At 70.4% G+C, this 18,799-nt stretch carries 23 protein-coding genes; 11 read left to right on the top strand and 12 right to left on the bottom strand.

Annotated elements, in window-relative coordinates; translation table 11 throughout:
* The first annotated feature begins 94 nt into the window (after positions 1 to 94).
* Genes ACU4E7_RS12210 through lpxK form a run of 3 tightly spaced genes read left to right on the top strand, consistent with a single transcriptional unit; the run spans position 95 to position 3,041 of the window.
* Positions 95 to 715, top strand: a complete 621-nt coding sequence (locus ACU4E7_RS12210) for a lysophospholipid acyltransferase family protein (RefSeq protein ID WP_238119905.1) — start codon at positions 95 to 97, stop codon at positions 713 to 715.
* A complete protein-coding gene (locus tag ACU4E7_RS12205) occupies positions 712 to 2,010 on the top strand; it encodes a 3-deoxy-D-manno-octulosonic acid transferase (protein ID WP_447019010.1) in 1,299 nt (432 codons plus the stop codon). Before ACU4E7_RS12210 ends, ACU4E7_RS12205 begins: the two co-directional genes overlap by 4 nt.
* A complete protein-coding gene (lpxK, locus tag ACU4E7_RS12200; protein ID WP_447019009.1) occupies positions 2,007 to 3,041 on the top strand; it encodes a tetraacyldisaccharide 4'-kinase in 1,035 nt (344 codons plus the stop codon). Before ACU4E7_RS12205 ends, lpxK begins: the two co-directional genes overlap by 4 nt.
* Positions 3,042 to 3,116: 75 nt before the next feature.
* On the opposite strand, the gene ACU4E7_RS12195 is transcribed toward lpxK, so the two are convergent.
* Together ACU4E7_RS12195 and xseA are read right to left on the bottom strand one after the other, a co-directional pair.
* Positions 3,117 to 3,344, bottom strand: a complete 228-nt coding sequence (locus ACU4E7_RS12195) for a DUF2093 domain-containing protein (protein ID WP_238119902.1) — start codon at positions 3,342 to 3,344, stop codon at positions 3,117 to 3,119.
* A 95-nt stretch (positions 3,345 to 3,439) separates the two neighbouring features.
* On the bottom strand, positions 3,440 to 5,035 hold the full coding sequence (gene xseA, locus ACU4E7_RS12190) for an exodeoxyribonuclease VII large subunit (protein ID WP_238119901.1): 1,596 nt from the start codon (positions 5,033 to 5,035) through the stop codon (positions 3,440 to 3,442).
* 181 nt (positions 5,036 to 5,216) lie between these two features.
* Between xseA and purD the strand changes: the two genes are divergently transcribed.
* The 4 genes from purD (at position 5,217) to ACU4E7_RS12170 (ending at position 8,230) form a co-directional block, all read left to right on the top strand.
* Positions 5,217 to 6,479 (top strand): phosphoribosylamine--glycine ligase, encoded by a 1,263-nt coding sequence (gene purD / locus ACU4E7_RS12185; protein WP_238119900.1) that lies wholly within the window; start codon positions 5,217 to 5,219, stop codon positions 6,477 to 6,479.
* A gap of 9 nt (positions 6,480 to 6,488) precedes the next feature.
* Positions 6,489 to 6,917, top strand: a complete 429-nt coding sequence (locus ACU4E7_RS12180) for an acyl-CoA thioesterase (protein WP_238119899.1) — start codon at positions 6,489 to 6,491, stop codon at positions 6,915 to 6,917.
* A gap of 87 nt (positions 6,918 to 7,004) precedes the next feature.
* Positions 7,005 to 7,583, top strand: a complete 579-nt coding sequence (locus ACU4E7_RS12175; protein ID WP_238119898.1) for a DUF1214 domain-containing protein — start codon at positions 7,005 to 7,007, stop codon at positions 7,581 to 7,583.
* A complete protein-coding gene (locus ACU4E7_RS12170; protein ID WP_447019008.1) occupies positions 7,580 to 8,230 on the top strand; it encodes a DUF1254 domain-containing protein in 651 nt (216 codons plus the stop codon). The genes ACU4E7_RS12175 and ACU4E7_RS12170 overlap by 4 nt, the downstream gene beginning before the upstream one ends.
* Positions 8,231 to 8,265: 35 nt before the next feature.
* Here the strand turns inward: ACU4E7_RS12170 and ACU4E7_RS12165 are convergent, their stop codons facing one another.
* From ACU4E7_RS12165 to ACU4E7_RS12150, 4 genes are all read right to left on the bottom strand, one after another.
* Positions 8,266 to 8,481 carry a hypothetical protein gene (locus ACU4E7_RS12165; protein ID WP_447019007.1) on the bottom strand — a complete coding sequence of 72 codons (216 nt, stop codon included), beginning with the start codon at positions 8,479 to 8,481 and terminating at the stop codon, positions 8,266 to 8,268.
* 114 nt (positions 8,482 to 8,595) lie between these two features.
* A complete protein-coding gene (locus ACU4E7_RS12160) occupies positions 8,596 to 8,943 on the bottom strand; it encodes a DUF1491 family protein (RefSeq protein ID WP_447019006.1) in 348 nt (115 codons plus the stop codon).
* A 12-nt stretch (positions 8,944 to 8,955) separates the two neighbouring features.
* Positions 8,956 to 9,693: a peptidoglycan-binding domain-containing protein gene (locus ACU4E7_RS12155; RefSeq protein ID WP_447019005.1), complete on the bottom strand. Its 738-nt coding sequence runs from the start codon at positions 9,691 to 9,693 to the stop codon at positions 8,956 to 8,958.
* Complete coding sequence (locus ACU4E7_RS12150; RefSeq protein ID WP_447019004.1) at positions 9,690 to 11,171, bottom strand: sensor histidine kinase; 1,482 nt, start codon at positions 11,169 to 11,171, stop codon at positions 9,690 to 9,692. The genes ACU4E7_RS12155 and ACU4E7_RS12150 overlap by 4 nt, the downstream gene beginning before the upstream one ends.
* 227 nt (positions 11,172 to 11,398) lie before the next feature.
* Between ACU4E7_RS12150 and ACU4E7_RS12145 the strand changes: the two genes are divergently transcribed.
* The 4 genes from ACU4E7_RS12145 to ACU4E7_RS12130 all read left to right on the top strand — a co-directional run bounded on the left by ACU4E7_RS12145 (position 11,399) and on the right by ACU4E7_RS12130 (position 14,334).
* Positions 11,399 to 11,830: a DUF5330 domain-containing protein gene (locus tag ACU4E7_RS12145; RefSeq protein WP_238119892.1), complete on the top strand. Its 432-nt coding sequence runs from the start codon at positions 11,399 to 11,401 to the stop codon at positions 11,828 to 11,830.
* Between the two features lie 192 nt (positions 11,831 to 12,022).
* Positions 12,023 to 12,445 carry a SufE family protein gene (locus ACU4E7_RS12140; protein ID WP_238119891.1) on the top strand — a complete coding sequence of 141 codons (423 nt, stop codon included), beginning with the start codon at positions 12,023 to 12,025 and terminating at the stop codon, positions 12,443 to 12,445.
* 93 nt (positions 12,446 to 12,538) lie between these two features.
* Entirely contained in the window at positions 12,539 to 13,723 is a 1,185-nt protein-coding gene (locus tag ACU4E7_RS12135; protein WP_447019003.1) for a pyridoxal phosphate-dependent aminotransferase, read from the top strand.
* Positions 13,724 to 13,779: 56 nt separating this feature from the next.
* Entirely contained in the window at positions 13,780 to 14,334 is a 555-nt protein-coding gene (locus ACU4E7_RS12130) for a lysozyme inhibitor LprI family protein (RefSeq protein ID WP_447019002.1), read from the top strand.
* Positions 14,335 to 14,436: 102 nt separating this feature from the next.
* Here ACU4E7_RS12130 and ACU4E7_RS12125 read toward each other — a convergent pair whose 3' ends face one another.
* The 6 genes from ACU4E7_RS12125 to ACU4E7_RS12100 all read right to left on the bottom strand — a co-directional run bounded on the left by ACU4E7_RS12125 (position 14,437) and on the right by ACU4E7_RS12100 (position 18,758).
* The gene (locus ACU4E7_RS12125) at positions 14,437 to 15,060 is read right to left on the bottom strand and encodes a 2,3-bisphosphoglycerate-dependent phosphoglycerate mutase (RefSeq protein ID WP_238119888.1); all 624 of its coding nucleotides are present in this window, start codon (positions 15,058 to 15,060) and stop codon (positions 14,437 to 14,439) included.
* Positions 15,061 to 15,079: 19 nt separating this feature from the next.
* On the bottom strand, positions 15,080 to 15,895 hold the full coding sequence (gene dapB, locus ACU4E7_RS12120) for a 4-hydroxy-tetrahydrodipicolinate reductase (RefSeq protein WP_238119887.1): 816 nt from the start codon (positions 15,893 to 15,895) through the stop codon (positions 15,080 to 15,082).
* A gap of 52 nt (positions 15,896 to 15,947) precedes the next feature.
* Positions 15,948 to 16,589, bottom strand: coding sequence for a DUF1330 domain-containing protein (locus tag ACU4E7_RS12115; protein WP_447019001.1), 642 nt, complete (start codon positions 16,587 to 16,589; stop codon positions 15,948 to 15,950).
* 20 nt (positions 16,590 to 16,609) lie between these two features.
* Positions 16,610 to 17,335, bottom strand: a complete 726-nt coding sequence (gene pyrF, locus ACU4E7_RS12110) for an orotidine-5'-phosphate decarboxylase (protein WP_447019000.1) — start codon at positions 17,333 to 17,335, stop codon at positions 16,610 to 16,612.
* A 136-nt stretch (positions 17,336 to 17,471) separates the two neighbouring features.
* Positions 17,472 to 18,074 (bottom strand): class I SAM-dependent methyltransferase, encoded by a 603-nt coding sequence (locus ACU4E7_RS12105; RefSeq protein WP_238119884.1) that lies wholly within the window; start codon positions 18,072 to 18,074, stop codon positions 17,472 to 17,474.
* A 66-nt stretch (positions 18,075 to 18,140) separates the two neighbouring features.
* Complete coding sequence (locus ACU4E7_RS12100; RefSeq protein ID WP_447018999.1) at positions 18,141 to 18,758, bottom strand: TetR/AcrR family transcriptional regulator; 618 nt, start codon at positions 18,756 to 18,758, stop codon at positions 18,141 to 18,143.
* Between the last annotated feature and the right edge of the window lie 41 nt (positions 18,759 to 18,799).

Raw genomic sequence — 18,799 nt, 5'->3', positions numbered from 1 at the left:
GTGGCGGCGATTGAGGACCAACCGCGCGTTCCAGGTCGCGGCTGGGACTACCTTTGCGCAATATTTCAAGTTTGTGGCGCACACGACGCGGTTCGTGATCGAGCCGCCCGACATCTTCGAGACCATCGACGAGCGCATGCCGGTCATCATGACCTTCTGGCATGGACAGCATTTCCTCACGCCCTTCGCCATGAAGCCGCATCACCAGGCGAAGGTGCTCATCTCCCGCCATGCCGATGCGCAGATCAATGCCATCGCCGCCGAAAAGCTGGGCGTAGGCACCATCCGCGGCTCCGGCGCCACCTCCAGGCGCGACTTCCACCGCAAGGGTGGCGTGTCCGCCACCTATGAGATCCTGGCGACGCTGGAAGCCGGCATCAATGTGGCGATGACCGCCGATGTCCCCAAGATTGCTCGCAAGGTGGGGATGGGTGTCGTTACTATTGCACGGTATTCAGGACGGCCTATCATCCCGCTCGCCATGGCCACCGGAAACCGCATCACCTTGAAAAGCTGGGATCGGGCCAGCCTCAACCTGCCGTTCAGCCGGGGTGCGGCGGTGGTGGGCGAGCCTGTGTTCGTCGCCCGCGATGCGGATGATGCGGCGCTCGCCGCGGCGCGCGATCTGCTGCAGTCGCGGCTCGAGGCCATCACCGCGCGGGCCGAGGCGCTGGCCCGGGGCACCGCGAAGCCGGAGGGGGCTCCGCGCGTATGAAGCGATCCCGCGCGCTGCCCGTCCCCCTCCGCCTCTACCGCGGCGCCAGCTCGGCCGCCGCGCTGCTGACCCCGGCCTGGCTGAGCTACCGCGTGCGCAAGGGCAAGGAAGATCCCGAGCGGCTGTCCGAGCGCCGGGGCTATCCCAGCGCCGAACGACCCGAAGGCCCGCTGATCTGGGTGCACGGCGCCAGCGTCGGCGAAGTCAATTGCGTGCTGCCGCTGATCGAGCGCCTGCGGCAGCGGGGATTCGAGGTGCTGCTGACCTCGGGCACCCTCACCTCCAGCCGGGTGGCCGCCCATCGGGCGCCGGACGGCGTCATCCACCAGTTCGTGCCACTGGATGCGGCCGGCTTCGTGCGCCGCTTTCTCGACCACTGGCAGCCCGACCTGGTGCTGCTGGCGGAATCCGAATTGTGGCCGAACCTGTTGTCGGAACTCAGCCGCCGTGACACCCCCACGGTGCTCGTCAACGGCCGGCTGTCGCCGCGCTCGGCCCGCCGCTGGAGCCGCCTGAAGGGCAGCGCCCGCGCCCTGCTCCGCCGGGTCGACCTGTGCCTCGCCCAGAGCGAGGAGGACGGCGGGCGCTTCCGCGCGCTCGGCGCCGAGCGGGTGGAAGTGTGCGGCAACCTCAAGTTCGATGTCCCACCGCCGGCGGTGGACGGCGCCGATTTCGACGAATTCGCCCGCGCCCTCGGCCCCCGGCCCCTGCTGCTGGCGGCCTCCACCCATCCGGGCGAGGATGAGCTGGTGATGGCCGCGCACGGCCTGCTGCGCCAGCAGATGCCGGATCTGCTCACGGTGATCGTACCGCGCCATCCCGAGCGGGGCGATTCCATCGTCGGCCTGGCCGACGCCGCCGGCTGGGCCGCCGCGCAGCGCAGCCGTGACGAACTGCCCGCCACCGACGCCGACCTTTATGTGGCCGATACCCTCGGCGAGCTCGGTCTGTTCTACCGTCTGGCACCGGTGTCGTTCGTCGGTGGTTCGCTGGTGCCGCGCGGCGGCCAGAACCCCATCGAGGCCATCAAGCTCGGCAGCGTGGTGTTGCACGGCCCCCACGTGGGCAATTTCGCCGACACCTATGGCCAGCTGGACGCCCAATACGGCGCCCTGCCGGTCAGCGACGCGGATTCCCTGGCACGCACGGCCTTTGCCCTGATGCATGATCCCGAACTGCGTGCCCAGGCGGCGAGCCAGGGCCAGAAGACGCTCGAAGCCCTCGGCGGCGCGCTGGAGCACACGCTGCACGCCATCGAGCCCTATCTCATCCAGATCCGCCTGCAGCACCGATGACCGCGCGGGCGCCAGCCTTCTGGTGGCGCGCGCCGGGCTGGGCGGCGCACCTGCTGGCGCCCATCGGCGCGGTGATCGGCGCCTTCACCCTGCGCCGCATGGCCCGACCGGGCGGCGCGGCGCCGCTGCCGGTCATCTGCATCGGCAACCCCACCGTCGGCGGCGCCGGCAAGACGCCCACCGCTCTGTGGTGCCTCGAGCGCCTCACCACCGCGGGCGCCCGGCCGTTCGCCCTGCTGCGCGGCCATGGCGGCGCCATCACCACGCCCACCGAGGTGGATCCCGCCCACCACGATGCCAACGCAGTGGGCGACGAGGCGCTGCTGCTGGCCACCCATGCGCCGACCATCGTCGCCGGCGGCGATCGGCTCGGCGGCGCCCAACTGGCCGCCGCCCGCGGCGCCACCCATGTGGTGATGGACGACGGCTTTCAGAATCCCAGCCTCGCCAAGGACGTGAGCGTGCTGGTGGTGGATGGGGAAGTAGGTGTCGGCAACGGTTACGTGCTGCCCGCCGGCCCCCTCAGGGCGCCCCTCGCCCCGCAGATCGCGCGGGCTGACGCGGTGCTGCTGATCGGCGGCGGCGCGGCGGGAGAGGCGGTCGCGGACTGTGCCCTCGGCCTCGGCAAGACGGTGCTGCGCGGGCGGTTGGCGCCGGCGCCGGACAGCATCGACGCGTTGCGGGGCATGCCGCTCCATGCGGTCGCCGGCATCGGCCGGCCGGACAAATTCTTTGCCACCCTGGAGCGGGCCGGATTGAACGTGGTGGCGCGCACCGCCTTCGCCGATCACCACCGCTTCACGCGGGCGGAGATCGAAGCGCTGATCGCTGGCGCCCAAGGCGCCCGGCTCGTAACCACAACCAAGGATATGGCCCGGCTGGCGACACCGGAACTGCGGGATATGCGGGCGCACTTCACCGCCGTGCCGGTGACCCTGGAACTGGACCAGCCCGCCGCCTTCGATGCGCTGTTGCGCCTCGCCGCCCGCCGCTTCGAGGCCCGGATCGCGCTACCCGGCGCCGAAGACTGACCCGCCGCCGACAGCCCCGCGCTTTTGCGCTCCAGGCCGGCCGAAGACCTCAAGCCTCGGGCCGGCCGCTGGATTTCAGGCCTCGGGCCGGCCGGCCTCGCGCATGCGGGCGAGCACCGCCTCGGGGCCGGAATAGGCCTCCTGCAGATCGACGCTCCAATAGCGCAGGTCGTCGAGGGGGATGATCTGCCCGGTCACCGCGCAGCGCACGAAGCTGCCGGGACGCACGATGCGGAATTCACCATCGAGATAGCGCAGCTCCGCCTCGCCGTTGGGATCGGGGAAGCGTTCAAATCGGTTCATCACGTCACGCAAGATCCTGAAGAGGATATTTAACATAGTGCTTTGCCCACGCGGGCGAAAGAGGCCCGGCAAATGTCTCGCCCGCCAGAGTTGTCTCAGCGGTCGAACAAGGTCGGCCCGGGATCGGGCTTGCGGGCCCGTCGCGCCGGCGCCTTGCGGGCCGGCACCGGGGCCACCGCCGGCGTGCCGTCGGCGGTGAGGGTGTCCGCCGCCACATGACCATCGGCGAACTGAAGGTCGATGCGGGCGCCCGGCGCCAGCGCCGCCGCCCGGCGCACCGGCCGGCCCTCCCCATCGCGCACCAGCGCGAAGCCGCGATCCAGCACCCCGTGGTAGGACAGCGCCGACAAGAGCTGGGCGAGGCTGCCCAGGTGGCGACGCCGCTCGCGCACCCCCGCAGAAACCAGAAAGCGCGCCCGGCCGATCAATTCGTCGAGCCGCCGATCATGCCGGGACAGGGCATCGCGCTGCACCGCGCCCACGGCCTGCAGACGGCCCATGGCGCTGTCGAGCCGGTCGCGCGCGCGACGCAGGCCGATCGCCGAGGCCCGCGCCAGCCGCCCCTCCAGATCGCGCAGCCCCATTCCCGCCTGGCGGCAGCGCTGGCGCAGGGTCGCTGGCGACAGGCGGGCGGACGCCGCGGTCAATCGCAGCCGGTGGGCGTCGGCATTGGCCTTGAGCGCCCGCGGCAGGCGATCGCCCACCCCGTCCAGCCGCTGACGGGGAATGGCGAACAGATCCTCCGCCGTCGGCAGCAGCCGCGCCAGGGCCCGCAGATCCGCGCGCCGGCGCTCCAGAAGGCGGATCGGGCTTGCCGCCAGGCGTGCGCCCAGTCCTTCCACCGCCGCGATCAGATCGGACCGCACCGGCACCACCATCTCCGCCGCGGCGGTGGGGGTGGGCGCGCGCACGTCGGCGGCGAAATCGATGAGGGTGACATCGGTCTCATGGCCGACGGCCGAAACCAGGGGAATGCGGCTGTCGGCTGCCGCGCGCACCACCGCTTCCTCGGAGAAGCCCAGAAGGTCCTCCAGCGAGCCGCCGCCGCGCGCCACCACGATCACGTCGGGGCGCGGCACCGGGCCGTGCTCCGGCAGCGCGTTGAAGCCGCGGATGGCGGCGGCCACCTCGGCGCCGGAGGTGTCGCCCTGTACCCGCACCGGCCACACCAGGACCCGGCGCGGAAAGCGATCGGCCAGACGGTGGAGAATGTCGCGGATCACCGCCCCGGTGGGCGAGGTGACGACGCCGATCACCCGCGGCAGATAGGGCAGCTCCTGCTTGCGGGCGGCATCGAACAGGCCTTCGGCGGCGAGCCGGCGCTTGCGCTCCTCCAGCATGGCCATGATGGCGCCGGCGCCGGCGAACTCCATCTGCTCGATGACGATCTGGTAGCCCGACTTGCCCGGATAGGTGGTGAGGCGGCCGATGGCCACCACCTCCAGCCCCTCCTCCGGCCGCACCCGAAGGCGGGAGAAGCTGCCCTTCCACACCACCGCGTCGAGCCGGGCGCCGACGTCCTTGAGGCTGAAATAAGCGTGGCCCGAGGAATGGGGCCCGCGATAGCCGGAGATTTCGCCGCGCACCCGCACATAGCCGAACGCCTCCTCCACCGTCCGCTTGAGGGCGGCGGAGAGCTCGGAAACACTCCATTCGGGCGCATTGGCGCGCGGCTCGGCAGTCTCGACCATCGAATCAGTCTACAGGATCACGAAAGGTCTTGAGCATAACGCGGTGCTCCCCTATGCGGCGAGCGCAGAGCCGAAGCTCTTGTTTGCTCCGGCGTGAGCCGATAGCGAAGAGCCGACAACCTGACATCAGACCGGCCGCACCGCACGGCCGATCCAACAACAAGCATGGAGTGGAGGGCGGATGAACATTCTGCTGCTCGGTTCGGGGGGCCGCGAGCATGCCCTCGCCTGGAAGCTGGCGCAGAGCCCTGAGCTCGGCCAATTCTACGCGCTGCCTGGGAATCCCGGCATCGCCGAGCATGCGGATCTCGTGGAAGGCATCCCCCTCTCGGCCCACGACACGCTGGTGACCTGGTGCCAGGATCACGGCATCGAGTTCGTGGTGGTCGGCCCGGAGGCGCCGCTGGTGGCCGGGCTGGTGGACCGGCTGGAAGCCGCCGGCATTCCGGCGTTCGGCCCCACCGCCGCCGCCGCGCGGCTGGAAGGCTCCAAGCTCTTCACCAAGGAATTGTGCCGGGCCAACGGCATTCCCACCGCCGCCTTCGCCCGCTTCGACACCGCCGCCGAGGCCGCCGCCTATGTGAAGGCGGAAGGCGCCCCCATCGTCATCAAGGCCGATGGCCTGATGGCCGGCAAGGGCGTGGTCGTCGCCCTCACCGTGGATGACGCGGTGGAGGCGGTGGAGCAGGTGTTCGCCAGCGGCGGGACCGAAGTGCTCATCGAAGAATTCATGGAGGGCGAGGAAGCGAGCCTGTTCGCTTTGGTGGACGGCGAGACCGTGGTGCCGTTCGGCAGCGCCCAGGACCATAAGCGCGCCTTCGACGGTGATCTCGGCCCCAACACCGGCGGCATGGGCGCCTATTCGCCGGCCCCGGTGCTCACCGCCGAGCTGGAGCGCCGCGCCCTCGACGAGATCATCCGCCCCACCGCCCGCGCCATGGTGGCCGCCGGCACGCCCTATCGCGGCGTGCTCTATGCCGGACTCATGCTCACCAAGGACGGCCCCAAGCTGGTGGAATACAACTGCCGCTTCGGCGATCCCGAATGCCAGGTGCTGATGCCGCGCTTCACCGGTGACCTGGTGAAGACCCTTCATGCCACCGCCACCGGCCACCTGGCCGAGATCGAGCCCATTTGGTCCGCCGACAGCGCCATGACCGTGGTCTATGCCAGCCGCGGCTATCCCGGTCCGCACCAGACCGGCACCGTCATCACCGGCCTCGATGCCGCCGCCCAGGCCGGCGCCCTGGTGTTCCAGGCCGGCACCCGGCGCAAGGGCGGCGACCTCGTCTCCAACGGCGGGCGCGTGCTGAACGTCACCGCCACCGGCCCCAGCCTCGCCGAGGCGCGGGACCGGGCCTATGCCGCCATCGGCGCGATCGACTGGCCGGATGGCTTCTACCGCACCGACATCGGCTGGCGGGCCCTCGGCCCGAACGGCTGAGGCCCTGTCATGAGCACCGAGAAGCCGCCGCTGCCGCGCCTCGATGCGTTCCCGGTGCGCACCCGCGACACGGTGCGCTTCGCCGACACGGACAAGCTCGGGCACGTCAACAACGCGGTCTTCTCCACCTTCCTGGAGACCGGCCGCGCCTCCATGCTGCTCGGCCCGGGGGTGGAGGTGGCGCCGGCCGGCACCTCGTTCGTGATCGTGCGGCTGGAGCTGGATTTTCGCGCCGAACTCATGTGGCCCGGCGAGGTGGAGATCGGCACGCGGATCGCCACCGTGGGCCGCAGCTCCATCGGCCTGTCGCAGGCGCTGTTCCAGAACGGCGTGTGCGCGGCCACTGCCCAGACCGTGCTGGTGCTGTTCGACACCCGCGCCCGCGCCGCCACGCCGCTGCCGCCCGAGAGCCGCGCCCTGCTGGAACGCTACATGTAGCCACCCGGCGGCAGGCTTGGCCTCGCCCCCCTTGTGTTCTACTTAAGGACGTCGCCGCCCGCTGGGGGGCCGAGCCCGGATCGACCCGTGCGCCTGCTCACTCTCGCCTTTTCCTTCCTGGTCGCCATCGCCCTGGGGCTCGGGGTGACGCTTTATGCGGTGACCCATTCGCGCGGGCTCGACACCGTGCGGGCCGGCGCCTGGGAAGGCTGGCCCCGCTCCGGCACCATTAAGGCCGATCCCTATGCGCGAGCGGCGGTGGCGCGTTCCGGCGAGCTGCCGCTGGAGCTGGCGGACGGGCTGCTGTTCCTCGCCACCACCGACGATGCCGGCCGCCCCATCGACGGACGCTGCGAAACCCGCATCACCGGAACCCTGCCCCAGGCCCGGCTCTGGACTCTCGCGGTGATGGATGAAGATGGCCGCTTCATTCCCAATGACGCGGAACGCTATGGTCTCACCAGCGCCGAGGCGGTCTATGCGGCCACCGGCGGCATCGATGTGCGCCTGGCGCCGCGGGCACGGCCGGGCAACTGGATCCCCACCGGGGCCCGCAGCCGCCTCAAGGTGGCGCTCCGGCTCTATGATGCCCCCTTCTCCTTCGCCTCCGGGGCCGGCGACGCCTCCACCGTGCTGCCGCACATCACCCAGGAGGCTTGCCCGTGAGCCTCTTCGACACCTTCACCCTGCGTCCGTCCCACCCAAACGCGCCGCGCAGCGGGCTGGGCCACCGCTTCGGCGCACTGCTGGGCCGCATTCCCTGGCTGTGGCCGCTGCGGCTCATGGTGCCGCTGGCCATGGTGCTGGTGCTGGCGGCCATCGCCCATATCGTGTCGATCCTCGCCATGCCGGCGCTGGCGGAGCGCAATGCCTTCGCCCGCCTGTCCGAGATCACCGATGCCAATGTGATGACGCTGCTGCCGGAACCGACGCCGCAGCAGGCGGCGTTGCCGATGATGGACCCGGCCTTCGTCTCGGCGGTGTGCCTGTTCGACCTCACCGAGCATCCGCTCAAGGTGCGCGTGCCCGCCACCGCCGACTACACGTCGGTGTCCTTTTATACGGATGAGATCCTGCCCTTCTACGCGCTGTCCGATCAGGCGGCGGGCAAGGTGATCGAGCTCGATCTCATGAATGCCGACCAGAAGGCGGCGTTGCCGGAGGATGAAGAGATCACCGCAGCCGACCGGCTGGTGATCGAGGCGCCCTCGCAGGAAGGCATCGTGCTGGTGCGCGCCTTCGTGCGCGACCGCAGCCTCAGGGCCAAGGTGCGTCGCGAGCTGGCGGCGGCCACCTGCGCCCGCGCCGAATAGCGACCGGACGAACACTCAATCCCGACGATTGCGCCTCAGTGCCGGCAACCCGTGCCGCGCTGGGCCGTGACCTGTTCCTGCGCCAGGGTGGAGACCGGATCCGCGTGACGCTCGATGCGCACTACCGGCAGGATCACGATCCTGGGCCCCGCGAGATCAGGCCTGGCCCCATCCGCCTTGGGCCGGCGCGCGGCCGACGTCGCCCGGGTGGCGCGCTCGTGTTTGGTCGGGAATGCAATGACCGTGTTCATGCCTCTGGTCCTCCAGTGCGACCATGACCACAACGTCCATTGCCTTCTTATGGTTTCGCGGGGCTTAACACGTCGTTAACGATGCCGGTGGGGCAGCCCTTCCGGCCCGTGCCCTCATGGCTCCACCAGATCGAGGAAGCAGCGCCCCTGGCGGTCTTCGATCTCCACCACGTAAAGATCGGGATCGAAACGGATTTCCTTGGCGAGGCGCTGGTCGCTCTCCGCCTCGGGACGGCCGGGGGGCACCAGCACGCTGAAGCGCCGGGCGCCGGTGTCGTCGGCTTCGAACACGCTCTGCGGCGCCGGCCCATAGAGGGCGGCGGTGCCATCGAGCGCCGCCACCTTCACGAACACCGCGCCGGCCTCCTCGGAGCCGCGCCGCGCCACCACCGCGAAGGCGCCCTCCACCTGGGCCTGGCGAATCACCGCCGACACGAAGATATCGCTTCTCAGACGGGCCACCGCGCGCTCCGCTCAGTTGACCGCGAGGCCGGAAACCGCCCCAAGCTCACGCACCAGCCGATCGGAGATCTCGCCATCCACCGGCAGCTTGCGATCGCGCTCGAAGCGCTGGATGGCGAGCCGGGTCTCGGTGCCGAAGGTGCCATCCACCTTCAGCGGCCCATAGCCCAGCTTGGCCAGGGCCCGCTGCACCGAAAGCACCCGGGGCGAGGCGGGAATGTTGGCGGGCGGGCGCATGCCGCCCAGATCTCCCGTCACGGCCCCCATGGCCAGCGGCGGGCGCTGGCCGGCCACCGGGCGCGGCGCGGCGATGGCGCCGGCCGCCGCCTCTTCCGCGCTCACCGGCTTGAGCGGCGTGGACAGGCCCGTGACCGAGGTCTTGGAGGCGAGATAGCCGAGGGTTCCGTTGGGCTCGCCCAGTTGCACGCTGGTTCCACCGTGATGGCTCGGGTTGACCGGCGGTAGCGGGATGGAGGTGCTCCGCACCGTGGCCTTGCCCTTGTCGCCCAGCCCGTCGGCCGCGCCGGCCACCGCCGGCGCCGGCAGTTGGGCCACCGGATGACGGCCCTGCAGAGCCAGGGCATTGGCCAGAATGCCGAGCCCCGCCGCCGCCACCACCGCGGTCATCAAAAAATCCAGCACCTTCAACCGGCGCCCGCCGCGCGGGCCGGGACCCGGCGCGCCGTCCAGGCCCAGATCCGGGGCCACCAGCTCCGGTGCGTGGTCGAGTGCCGCCTGATCGAGACTCATGCCATCCTCCGTGCCGGCGCTGCGGCCCCGCGCCGCTGGGGAAAGGCCGCCACCACCTCGGCCCCACCCTCGCGCGCGGCACTGGCCGCGGCCTTCAGGGGCAGGCTCACGGTCACGGTGGTGCCGCGACCAATGGCGCTTTCCACGCTAAAATTACCCTCGTGCAGGGTCACGAGCCCCTTCACCACCGCCAGCCCGAGGCCGCTGCCCCGCGCCTTCTGCGTGCGGTCGCCCGCCTGGAAGAAGGGTTCGCCCATCCGCGCCACATCCTCCGGCCGCATGCCGGGGCCGGTATCACGCACCCGCAGCACCAGCCGGTCGGCCTGCCGGCGCACGGTGATCTGCACCCGCCCGCCGGCGGGCGTGAACTTCACGGCGTTGGACAGGAGATTGAGCACGATCTGCCGCAGGGCGCGCTTGTCGGCATCGAGGCGCGGCAGGCCGGAGGCGATGACCTTGCGCACCTCCACACCGCTGCGCGCCGCCTCCAGCGCCACCATCTCGGCGCAGCCCGCCACCAGCTCGGCGGTGTCCACGGTCTCCGGCTCCAGCGCATAGGCGCCGGCCTCCACCCGCGACAGGTCCAGGATATCGTTGACGAGGCCGAGCAGATGCTGGCCGCTTTCGTGGATGATGCGGGCGTAGTCCGCCTTGCGGGCATCGTCCATCTGGGCACCGGTCTCGGTGGCCAGCAGCTCGGAAAAGCCCAGAATGGCGTTGAGCGGGGTGCGCAGCTCGTGGCTCATGGCGGCCAGGAAGCGGCTCTTGGCGGCGTTGGCCTGCTCGGCATCAGCGCGGGCGCGGGCCTCCTCGTCGGCCTGCTGCTTGGGCACCGAGGGTTCGCGCCACACCAGCCGGGCGCCGCCCTGGCGAGCCGGCAGGCCCCGCACCTCGAAGGCCTGAAACGAACTGTCGTCGGCGCCGCCGCGCAGCCGCAGGTCGCAGCTCACCGCATTGCGGCCATGCGCCGCCACCCGAACCGCCGCCAGGAACGCCGGCCGGTCGGCCACCTGCACGCGGTTGAACAGGGCCTGGCCCAGCAGGGCCTCGCGCGCGGCGCCGGTGAACGCACCATCCGCATGTTCCACGGCGCGCACCTCGCCCATGGGACCGTGCACGGTCACCAATACGGCGCCGGCGCACAGCCCGGCATCGGACACCCCACGGGCGGCGCGGCTGAGGCGGGCGGCGATGGCGGCCAGCGCGCCGCACAGCAGGCCGGCGGCGAACAGGAACAGCGCATCCAGCGGCTCGCCCACCAGCAGGCCCGAGGCCTGCCCCACCAGCACCGATCCGGCGCTGACCAGAGCGACGACGCCCAATGCTCCCAGCACCGCGGCGACGATGCGCCCCAGCACCGCGAGGCGCGGCAGCCCGTCATCGGCGGCGCCCGCCACGCGGGACATGGAGGCCCGCGCCAGGCCACCGAAGCCGTCACGGCCGCTGGGCGGCGCCATGTTGCGTTGTGTCACCGGCATTGAAGGTCTTGTCGTAGTTCCGTTCCGTGCAGTGGCGCCACTGTGCCATGAAGGCTTTAAACGAACGCTAAGCCGGCCACGGGGCCGCTCCAGCGTTAACGATGCCTTGAAAAGTCCTGCGCCCCCGCCCCCCGCTCACACCCCCCGGGGCCCCCGCTCTGGTATGATGGCCCTGTTCGACGTGTCGCACACCCAGCGACCGGTGCGAGATGGGGTGAGAGGGAGCGATGTTCTTCCTGCTGCGCGTGATGTTCTGGATCGGACTGGTGCTGCTGCTGCTGCCGCTTGGCCTGAAGGGCAACGACGGCACGAACGTCAGCGTGTTCGACGCCTTCGGCGCGGCGCAGGCGGTGGTGGCCGATGTGCGGGGCTTCTGCAGCCGCCAGCCGGAGGCCTGCGCCGTGGGCGGCCAGATGGTCACGCACCTCACCCAGAAGGCCCAGGCCGGCGCCAAGTGGGTGGCCGACGCCATCGGCACGCAGAACGCGCCGACGCCGGCCGCGCCCACAGCCCCCGCCGACGCCACCGTGGCGAGCGGCGGCGCGCCCGAAGCCACCGGCGCCCTCGGCCTCACGCCGCAGGACCTCGCCCCCGCCTGGGGCAAGGGCGACAAGGTGCAGCCCGCCGCCCCCGCCACCAGCGGCAAGCATTCCGGCTGACCCACGCCGTTCGCGCGCCGGATCCACCCCTTGCCGCCAAGCGGTCAGGGACAGGTGGCGCGGCAAGGTTCCTTTTGCCGCCGCAGCGCTCTCGCGGTATGCTCATGGTGCATTGCACAGCCTGCCGCCACATTGCGGCACCCTATTGCGCATCATGGATAGCAAGCGGCTTTCCGCGAAGGGACCGGTTTCATGAACAAGGACACGCTGATCGAGGATTTCGAGTTCCTGGACAATTGGGAAGACCGCTACCGGCACGTCATCGAGCTCGGCAAGGCGCTTCCCCCGTTCCCGGAAGCCGAGCGCAACGAGCACAACAAGGTGCAGGGCTGCGCGAGCCAGGTGTGGCTCATCTGCGAGCAGAAGAGCACGCCGAAGGGCACCGTTCTCGAATTCCAGGGCGATTCTGACGCCCATATCGTCAAGGGCTTGGTGGCGGTGCTGCTGACGCTGGTGTCCGGCCACAGCCCCAAGGAGATCCTGGAGACCGATATTCTCGGCATCTTCCGGCAGATCGGCCTGGAGGGGCACCTGACGCCGCAGCGCTCCAACGGCCTGCGGTCCATGGTGGAGCGCATCCGCACCCACGCCCGCGCGGCCCTGGCCGCCGCCTGATCCCGCCCGCGGGGGTCGCCGCGGCTGGTGGGATGATGCTATCTCATCATCCCACAGCCGCGATCCCAGGCGGCCCCGCGCGGGAGACGCCTTATGCTCACCACCGTCGCCGCCTTCGACCGGATCGGCGAAGAAAATGCCTTTGCGGTGCTGGCCCGGGCCACCGCCTTGGCCGCCAGCGGCCGCGACATCATCAATCTCGGCATCGGCCAGCCGGATTTCCGCACCCCCGAGCACATCGTCGACGCGGCGGTGAAGGCGCTGCGGGACGGCGCTCATGGCTACACCCCCTCCACCGGCATCCTGCCCCTGCGCGAGGCGGTGGCGCGCGACCTGCTTCACCGCTACCAGGTGGAGGTCGACCCCGACCTGGTGATGATCATGCCCGGCGGAAAGATGACCATGTATGCGGCCATCCGCCTGTTTGGCGAGCCGGGGGCGGAGATCCTCTATCCGGACCCGGGCTTCCCCATCTACCGTTCCATGATCGAGCACACCGGTGCCACGGCGGTGCCGGTCCCCATCCGCGAAGCGGACGGGTTCGCCTTCTCGGCGGCGGAAACCCTGGCGCGCATCACCCCGCGCACCCGGCTGCTGATCATCAATTCCCCGGCCAATCCCACCGGCGGCGTCACCCCGCCCCAGGAGATCGACGCCCTGGTGGCCGGCCTTGCCGCGCATCCGCAGGTGGCGCTGCTCTCCGACGAGATCTATGACCACTTCCTGTTCGATGGCGCCACCCACCGCACCCTGCTGGCCTATCCGGACATCCGCGACCGGCTGATCCTGCTCAACGGCTGGTCCAAGACCTATGCCATGACCGGCTGGCGGCTCGGCTATTCAGTGTGGCCCCGGCCGCTGTTCGACCAAGTGCGCAAGCTGGCGGTGAATGCGTGGTCCTGCGTCAATGCCCCCACCCAATATGCCGGCATCGCCGCGCTGGAGGGTCCACAGGATGCCGTCGCCGCCATGGTGGCCGAATTCGACGCCCGCCGCCGGCTGGTGGTGGAGGCGCTGAATGCCCTGCCCGGCATCTCCTGCACCACCCCCAAGGGGGCGTTCTACGCCTTCCCCAACATCACCGGCACCGGCTGGACCTCGGCCAAGGCGCTGGCATCGGCGCTGCTGGAGGAGGCGGGCGTCGCCCTGATCGGCGGCCCGGATTTCGGCGTCCACGGGGAAGGCTATCTGCGCCTCTCCTATGCCGCCTCGCGGGACAGCATCGCCACCGCCATGGAGCGGATCGGCGCCTTTCTGGCCCGGCGGGCAGCGGCTTGAGGTCTGCTCCCGGAACCGGCCTGCGCCGGGTGGCGTTGGGCTTGATAGCGCCAGGCTTGGCGGCGCTGGCGCTCGCCGGCGGGGCCCAAGCCGCGCCCGTCGACCCGGACGGCGGCTTCTGGCAGCCGGTGGAGATCTGCCCGCGCGGCACCGGCGCCCCGCGGGACTATGCCCAGTGCCTCGCTGCCACCATCCGCACCAGCGAGCAGGCGCTGGAAGCGGAACTGGCCAATGCCGTGCTGGTGATCGCCACGCGCGCCGACCTCTCGCCGGCCCAGCGGGGCCGCTGGAAGACCCTGCTGGAGGAGGCGCAGAGCCGTTTCCTTCTGTATCGCAATTTCGACTGCCAGAGCGTGGCGCCGTTTGAAGGCCCCCGCGGCATCGGCAATTTCGAGCAGCGTGCCCTATGTCTCATCGGCGCCAACAGCCGCCGGGCCGAGGACCTGCACGCCCGCTACACGGATGCGCCGCTTGCGGTCGCCTCCGGGCCGCAGAGCCCGCCACAGCGCGGCAGCGCTGCCGCCTCTGCCGACAGTGCGGCGGCGGCCCCCCAGGGTCCGCAGCCCCGCCGCAGCGTCTGGATCTATGCGGTGCCGCCGACGCTCGACTAGAGCCCTTCATCGTTTCAATGAAAGGCTCTGATCCATTGACGTCACGCACCGTCCTGACGCGAGCCGGGATCCGTTTCGCCCGAAGATGCGCGCGGCGCGGCCTCAACCGATGAGTTCGCGCTTCTCCGCCACCGTGGAATCGGCGGCCAGGCGATAGATGATGGGCGCGCCGGTGGCGAGCTCGCGCTTCACGATGGTTTCCGGCGTGTGCTTCTCCAGCACCATGATGAGCGCCCGCAGGGAATTGCCGTGGGCGGCCACCAGCGTGCGCTGGCCGCGCAGCACGCAGGGCAGGATCTCCTGCACATAATAGGGCAGCGTGCGGGCCACCGTGTCCTTCAGGCTCTCGCCGGCGGGCGGCGGCACGTCATAGGAGCGGCGCCACACCAGGACCTGCTCCTCGCCCCACTTGGCGCGGGCGTCGTCCTTGTTCAGGCCGGAGAGGTCACCGTAATCGCGCTCGTTGAGGGCGAGGTTGGTCACCGGCTTGAGATCGGCCTGGCCCATCTCCGAAAGGATCAGCGCGCACGTGTTCTGGGCGCGGGTGAGGCCGGAGGTGAAGGCGGTGTCGAAGGTGAGCCCTTCCGCCTTCAGCCGCGCACCAGCCCGCTTGGCCTCGGCCACACCCTGCTCGGTGAGGGCGGGATCGCGCCAGCCGGTGAACAGGTTCTTGAGATTCCACTCGCTTTGGCCGTGGCGCACGAGCACGAGGATACGATCGGACATCAAAGGCTCCGCAACATCTTTAGAAATTGGACAGGCCCAGCACGTCGGTCATGGAGTAGAGGCCCGGCTCGCGCCCCTTGACCCAGCGTGCCGCCACCAGGGCGCCATGGGCGAAGATCATGCGATCCTCCGCCTTGTGCACCAGTTCGATCCGCTCGGCGGGACCGGCGAAGATCACCGCGTGCTCGCCCACCACCGAGCCGCCGCGCAGGGAGGCGAAACCGATGGCTCCCGGCTTGCGCGGACCGGTCAGGCCATCGCGGCCGCGCTCGGACCATTCATCGAGCGGTCGGCCCCGGCCATCGGCCGCCGCCTCGCCCAGCAGCAAAGCGGTGCCCGAGGGGGCATCCACCTTGCGGTTGTGATGCATCTCGAGAATTTCGATGTCGAAGCTCTCGTCCAGGGTGGCCGCCACCCGCCGGGTCAGCGCGGCCAGCAGGTTGACGCCGAGGCTCATGTTGCCGGACTTCACCACCGCCGTGCGCCGCGCGGCGGCGGCGACGGCGGCATTGTCCTGGGGCGAGAAACCGGTGGTGCCGATCACATGGGCGATGCCCGCCTCGGCCAGCCGCTCGGCCAGCCGCACGCTGGCGGCGGGCGAGGAGAAATCGATCACCACATCGGCGCCCGAGACGCTGGCCGCCGCGTCGCTCTCCACCGTGATGCCGCAGGCCGGCAGCCCCGCCATCACCCCCGCATCCTCGCCCAGATGGCTGCTGCCGGCGTGCTCCAGGGCGCCGGCCAGCACCAGCCCCGGCTGCTCAGCGACGGCCTTGATGAGGGCACGGCCCATGCGGCCGCCGGCTCCGGCAATGACGATACGCAGCTCCGACACAGGGTCTCTCCTTGAGATTGCCGGCCCGCGCGTGCGCCGGCCGGAGGCCGGCTCAGCTGGCGGCCGGCTTGCCGGCATAGCCGGAAATGATGATGAGGTCGCCCTCTGCGGCCAGCTTGCGATGGGCGAGCGCCTGCTGATACTCGAACGACTGGTAGCAGGCCCGCGCCGTGGCGAGGTCGGCGAAGGCCACCACCACGTAACGGGAGCGCCCCTTGCCCTCCATCACCTGGGCGCGGCCGCCGCGCACCAGGAACCAGCCCTTGTAGGCGCTGAGCGCCTGGGCGTCGGCCGCCTTGTAGGCCTCGTAGCGCTGCGGATCGGTCACATCCATCCGCACCATCCAGTAGGCCAGGGGGAATTCCGGGCCGACCGCCTGCGGCGGCGCGGCGCTGGCCTGCGGGCCGTCATAGCCTTCCACTACCGCGAGATCAGTGATGGCGCTGTCCCGGCGCAGCCGCACCACCTTCTGATATTCCGGCAGCTGATAGGCGGCGAGGGCCGCCTCATAGGAAGGCCATTCCACCAGCACGTTGCGATGGCGCTTGATGCCTTCGTGATGGTCGAAATCGCCTCCGGCCACCAGGAAATGGGCACCCTGCTCGCGCAGGAAGCGGATATTGGCCTCCGCATAGGTGATGAACTCAACCGGGTCGACCACGTCGACATTGACGAACCAATAGCCCTTCGCCATGACCACCCCCCTCTCGCGCCTCAGGCGCCGGCAAGCTCCGACAGGATCTGAAGGGCCGCCGCATGCGGGTCGGCCGCAGCCGTGATGGGCCGGCCCACCACCACCATGTTGGCGCCGGCGGCGATGGCTTCCGCGGGCGTCGCCACCCGCTTCTGATCACCCACGGCGGCCCCGGCGGGCCGCACGCCCGGCGTCACCACCAGGCCATCCGGCCCGAGCACGCCGCGCACCATGGCGGCATCGGTCGGCGCGCAGATCACCCCGGCAACACCGGCGGCGCGCGCGTCGCCGGCCCGGCGGCGCACGGTCTGCGTCACGCCGGCGGCATAGCCGGCGGCCGCGAGGTCGGCATCGTCATAGGAGGTGAGCACGGTGACACCGAGCACCTTCAGCCCGCTGCCCGCGGCGCCACGGGCGGCGGCGGCAAGCGTCTGGGGATAGGCGTGGACCGTCAGCAGGCTGACGCCGCGCGCGGCGGCCGCGGCGGTGGCCCGCTCCACGGTGTTGCCGATGTCGTGCAGCTTGAGATCGAGAAACACCCGCTTGCCGGCGCTGATGAGGTCGGCCGCCAGATCAAGGCCGCCGGCGATGGTGAGCTCGAGGCCGATCTTATAGAATGTGACGTCGTCGCCGAGCTGCCAGACCAGCGCTTCGGCGGCGGCCACCGTGGGGTAATCCAGAGCGACGATGAGGCGATCGCGCGCCGCCTCCAACCCATGCTCCCCGCCCAGATACGCCCCGGACATAACCCCTCCTGTCTCACGCCACCGCGCCCGAAACGCAGCCTGGCGCGTCTTCAACCACCGGATGGCCTAGCCCGCCGAGGTGGACCGAGGCAAGGTGGAGAACGCGAAAAGCCTGTCGCGCTCCCGTTCCGCCCCCTCACGGCCGGTGATAGACCCACACCCGGGCCGGCGGCAGGTTCATCCATACCCGCGGCGACACCTTGCCCTCGATCTTGCCCGGCAAGAGCGGCACCGGCGAGACCACCGCATAGGTGAACTGAACGAACGGCGCGCCGGGGATCGACATGTCGAACGCCTCGTTGACCATGCGATGGCGCTCGGGCTGGGGCATGGTGAACAGCGGCAGCGACGAGATGGTGCCCACCGCCTTGCCCGGCAGCTTGTCGCCCAGGGTCTTGCGCATGGCGTAGGCGTCGCCGTGAATCACCGTCACGCCCGGATAGCGGCGGCGCAGCAGCGCGCAGAATTCCGGATTGTACTCGATGAGGAACAGCCGCTCGGGCGCGAAGCCGCGGGCGAGCAGCGCCTTGGTCACCGGGCCGGTGCCCGGCCCGAGCTCGATCACCGGGCCATCCTGGCGCGGATCGAGATAGCTCGCCATCATCTTGGCGAGGCCCGGACTGGAGGGAGAGACTGCGCCGGTCTTGAGCGGATTGCGGAACCACGACTGCAGGAAGCGCACTTCGTCGTTGAGGCCCGGCTTGTGGCTGGATCTGCGCGGCTCTCGGGAATGTAGCATCAGCGGCACCTCTGGCGCCCGGTCATCGGAAGGATGCGAGGCGATTAGACGGGAAACGAGGGATGGTCAAGATTCGGCGCCGGCCTCCAGCATGCCGTGGACCAGCGGATCCAGGGCGGCGGAGAACAGGTCTTCGGCAGGTGCCGAAAGGAAAGCCGAGCACGTCATCTTGAGGCTGACGATGCCGTGCAGGCAGACCCAAAGGGTGGTGGCGAGGGTCGCCGGATCGCTGCCCGCGCGCAGCTTTCCGGCCGCGTCCAGCGCGGCGAAAGGCGCGGTGAGAAGGGCAAAGGCGGTGGCGCCCATCTCGTCCTTGCCACCCAGCGCGCTCTGGGCGAAGCCGGCTTCCATGAAAATGAGCCGGTAGCTTTCGGGCTCCGCCCGGGCGAAGGCGATATAGGCCTGCCCCAGGGCGCGGATGCGGGCCAGCGGCGCGGCCACCTGCGCGGCCTCGGCCAACCTGTCATGAAGGGCGCGCATGCCTGCGCCGCCCAGCTCGCGGGCAATGGCCTCGCGATTCTCGAAATGCAGATAGAGCGCCGCCGGGGAATAGGCCACCTCCTGGGCGATGCGCCGCATGGTCAGGGCATCATAGCCCTCATCCAACACAATGCGCCGCGCCGCCGCCAGGATGCGCTGCCGGGCCTCCTCCTTGCGTCTGGCGCGCAGGGTCGCACCCTCCACGGAGGTCTCCTTCGGCAATTGACATGAACATTGTTTAGTTT

Source organism: Xanthobacter sp. ZOL 2024, assembly GCF_052932325.1.
Note: the sequence above shows the minus strand (reverse complement) of the source record. Positions and strands in the feature narration are given on the sequence as shown.

Coding starts and splice junctions, on each gene's coding strand:
- ACU4E7_RS12205 (WP_447019010.1), top strand. CDS start 712: ATGAAGCGATCCCGCGCGCTGCCCGTCCCCCTCCGCCTCTACCGCGGC.
- lpxK (WP_447019009.1), top strand. CDS start 2,007: ATGACCGCGCGGGCGCCAGCCTTCTGGTGGCGCGCGCCGGGCTGGGCG.
- ACU4E7_RS12195 (WP_238119902.1), bottom strand. CDS start 3,344: ATGAACCGATTTGAACGCTTCCCCGATCCCAACGGCGAGGCGGAGCTG.
- xseA (WP_238119901.1), bottom strand. CDS start 5,035: ATGGTCGAGACTGCCGAGCCGCGCGCCAATGCGCCCGAATGGAGTGTT.
- purD (WP_238119900.1), top strand. CDS start 5,217: ATGAACATTCTGCTGCTCGGTTCGGGGGGCCGCGAGCATGCCCTCGCC.
- ACU4E7_RS12180 (WP_238119899.1), top strand. CDS start 6,489: ATGAGCACCGAGAAGCCGCCGCTGCCGCGCCTCGATGCGTTCCCGGTG.
- ACU4E7_RS12165 (WP_447019007.1), bottom strand. CDS start 8,481: ATGAACACGGTCATTGCATTCCCGACCAAACACGAGCGCGCCACCCGG.
- ACU4E7_RS12155 (WP_447019005.1), bottom strand. CDS start 9,693: ATGAGTCTCGATCAGGCGGCACTCGACCACGCACCGGAGCTGGTGGCC.
- ACU4E7_RS12150 (WP_447019004.1), bottom strand. CDS start 11,171: ATGCCGGTGACACAACGCAACATGGCGCCGCCCAGCGGCCGTGACGGC.
- ACU4E7_RS12145 (WP_238119892.1), top strand. CDS start 11,399: ATGTTCTTCCTGCTGCGCGTGATGTTCTGGATCGGACTGGTGCTGCTG.
- ACU4E7_RS12140 (WP_238119891.1), top strand. CDS start 12,023: ATGAACAAGGACACGCTGATCGAGGATTTCGAGTTCCTGGACAATTGG.
- ACU4E7_RS12135 (WP_447019003.1), top strand. CDS start 12,539: ATGCTCACCACCGTCGCCGCCTTCGACCGGATCGGCGAAGAAAATGCC.
- ACU4E7_RS12125 (WP_238119888.1), bottom strand. CDS start 15,060: ATGTCCGATCGTATCCTCGTGCTCGTGCGCCACGGCCAAAGCGAGTGG.
- ACU4E7_RS12115 (WP_447019001.1), bottom strand. CDS start 16,589: ATGGCGAAGGGCTATTGGTTCGTCAATGTCGACGTGGTCGACCCGGTT.
- pyrF (WP_447019000.1), bottom strand. CDS start 17,335: ATGTCCGGGGCGTATCTGGGCGGGGAGCATGGGTTGGAGGCGGCGCGC.
- ACU4E7_RS12105 (WP_238119884.1), bottom strand. CDS start 18,074: ATGCTACATTCCCGAGAGCCGCGCAGATCCAGCCACAAGCCGGGCCTC.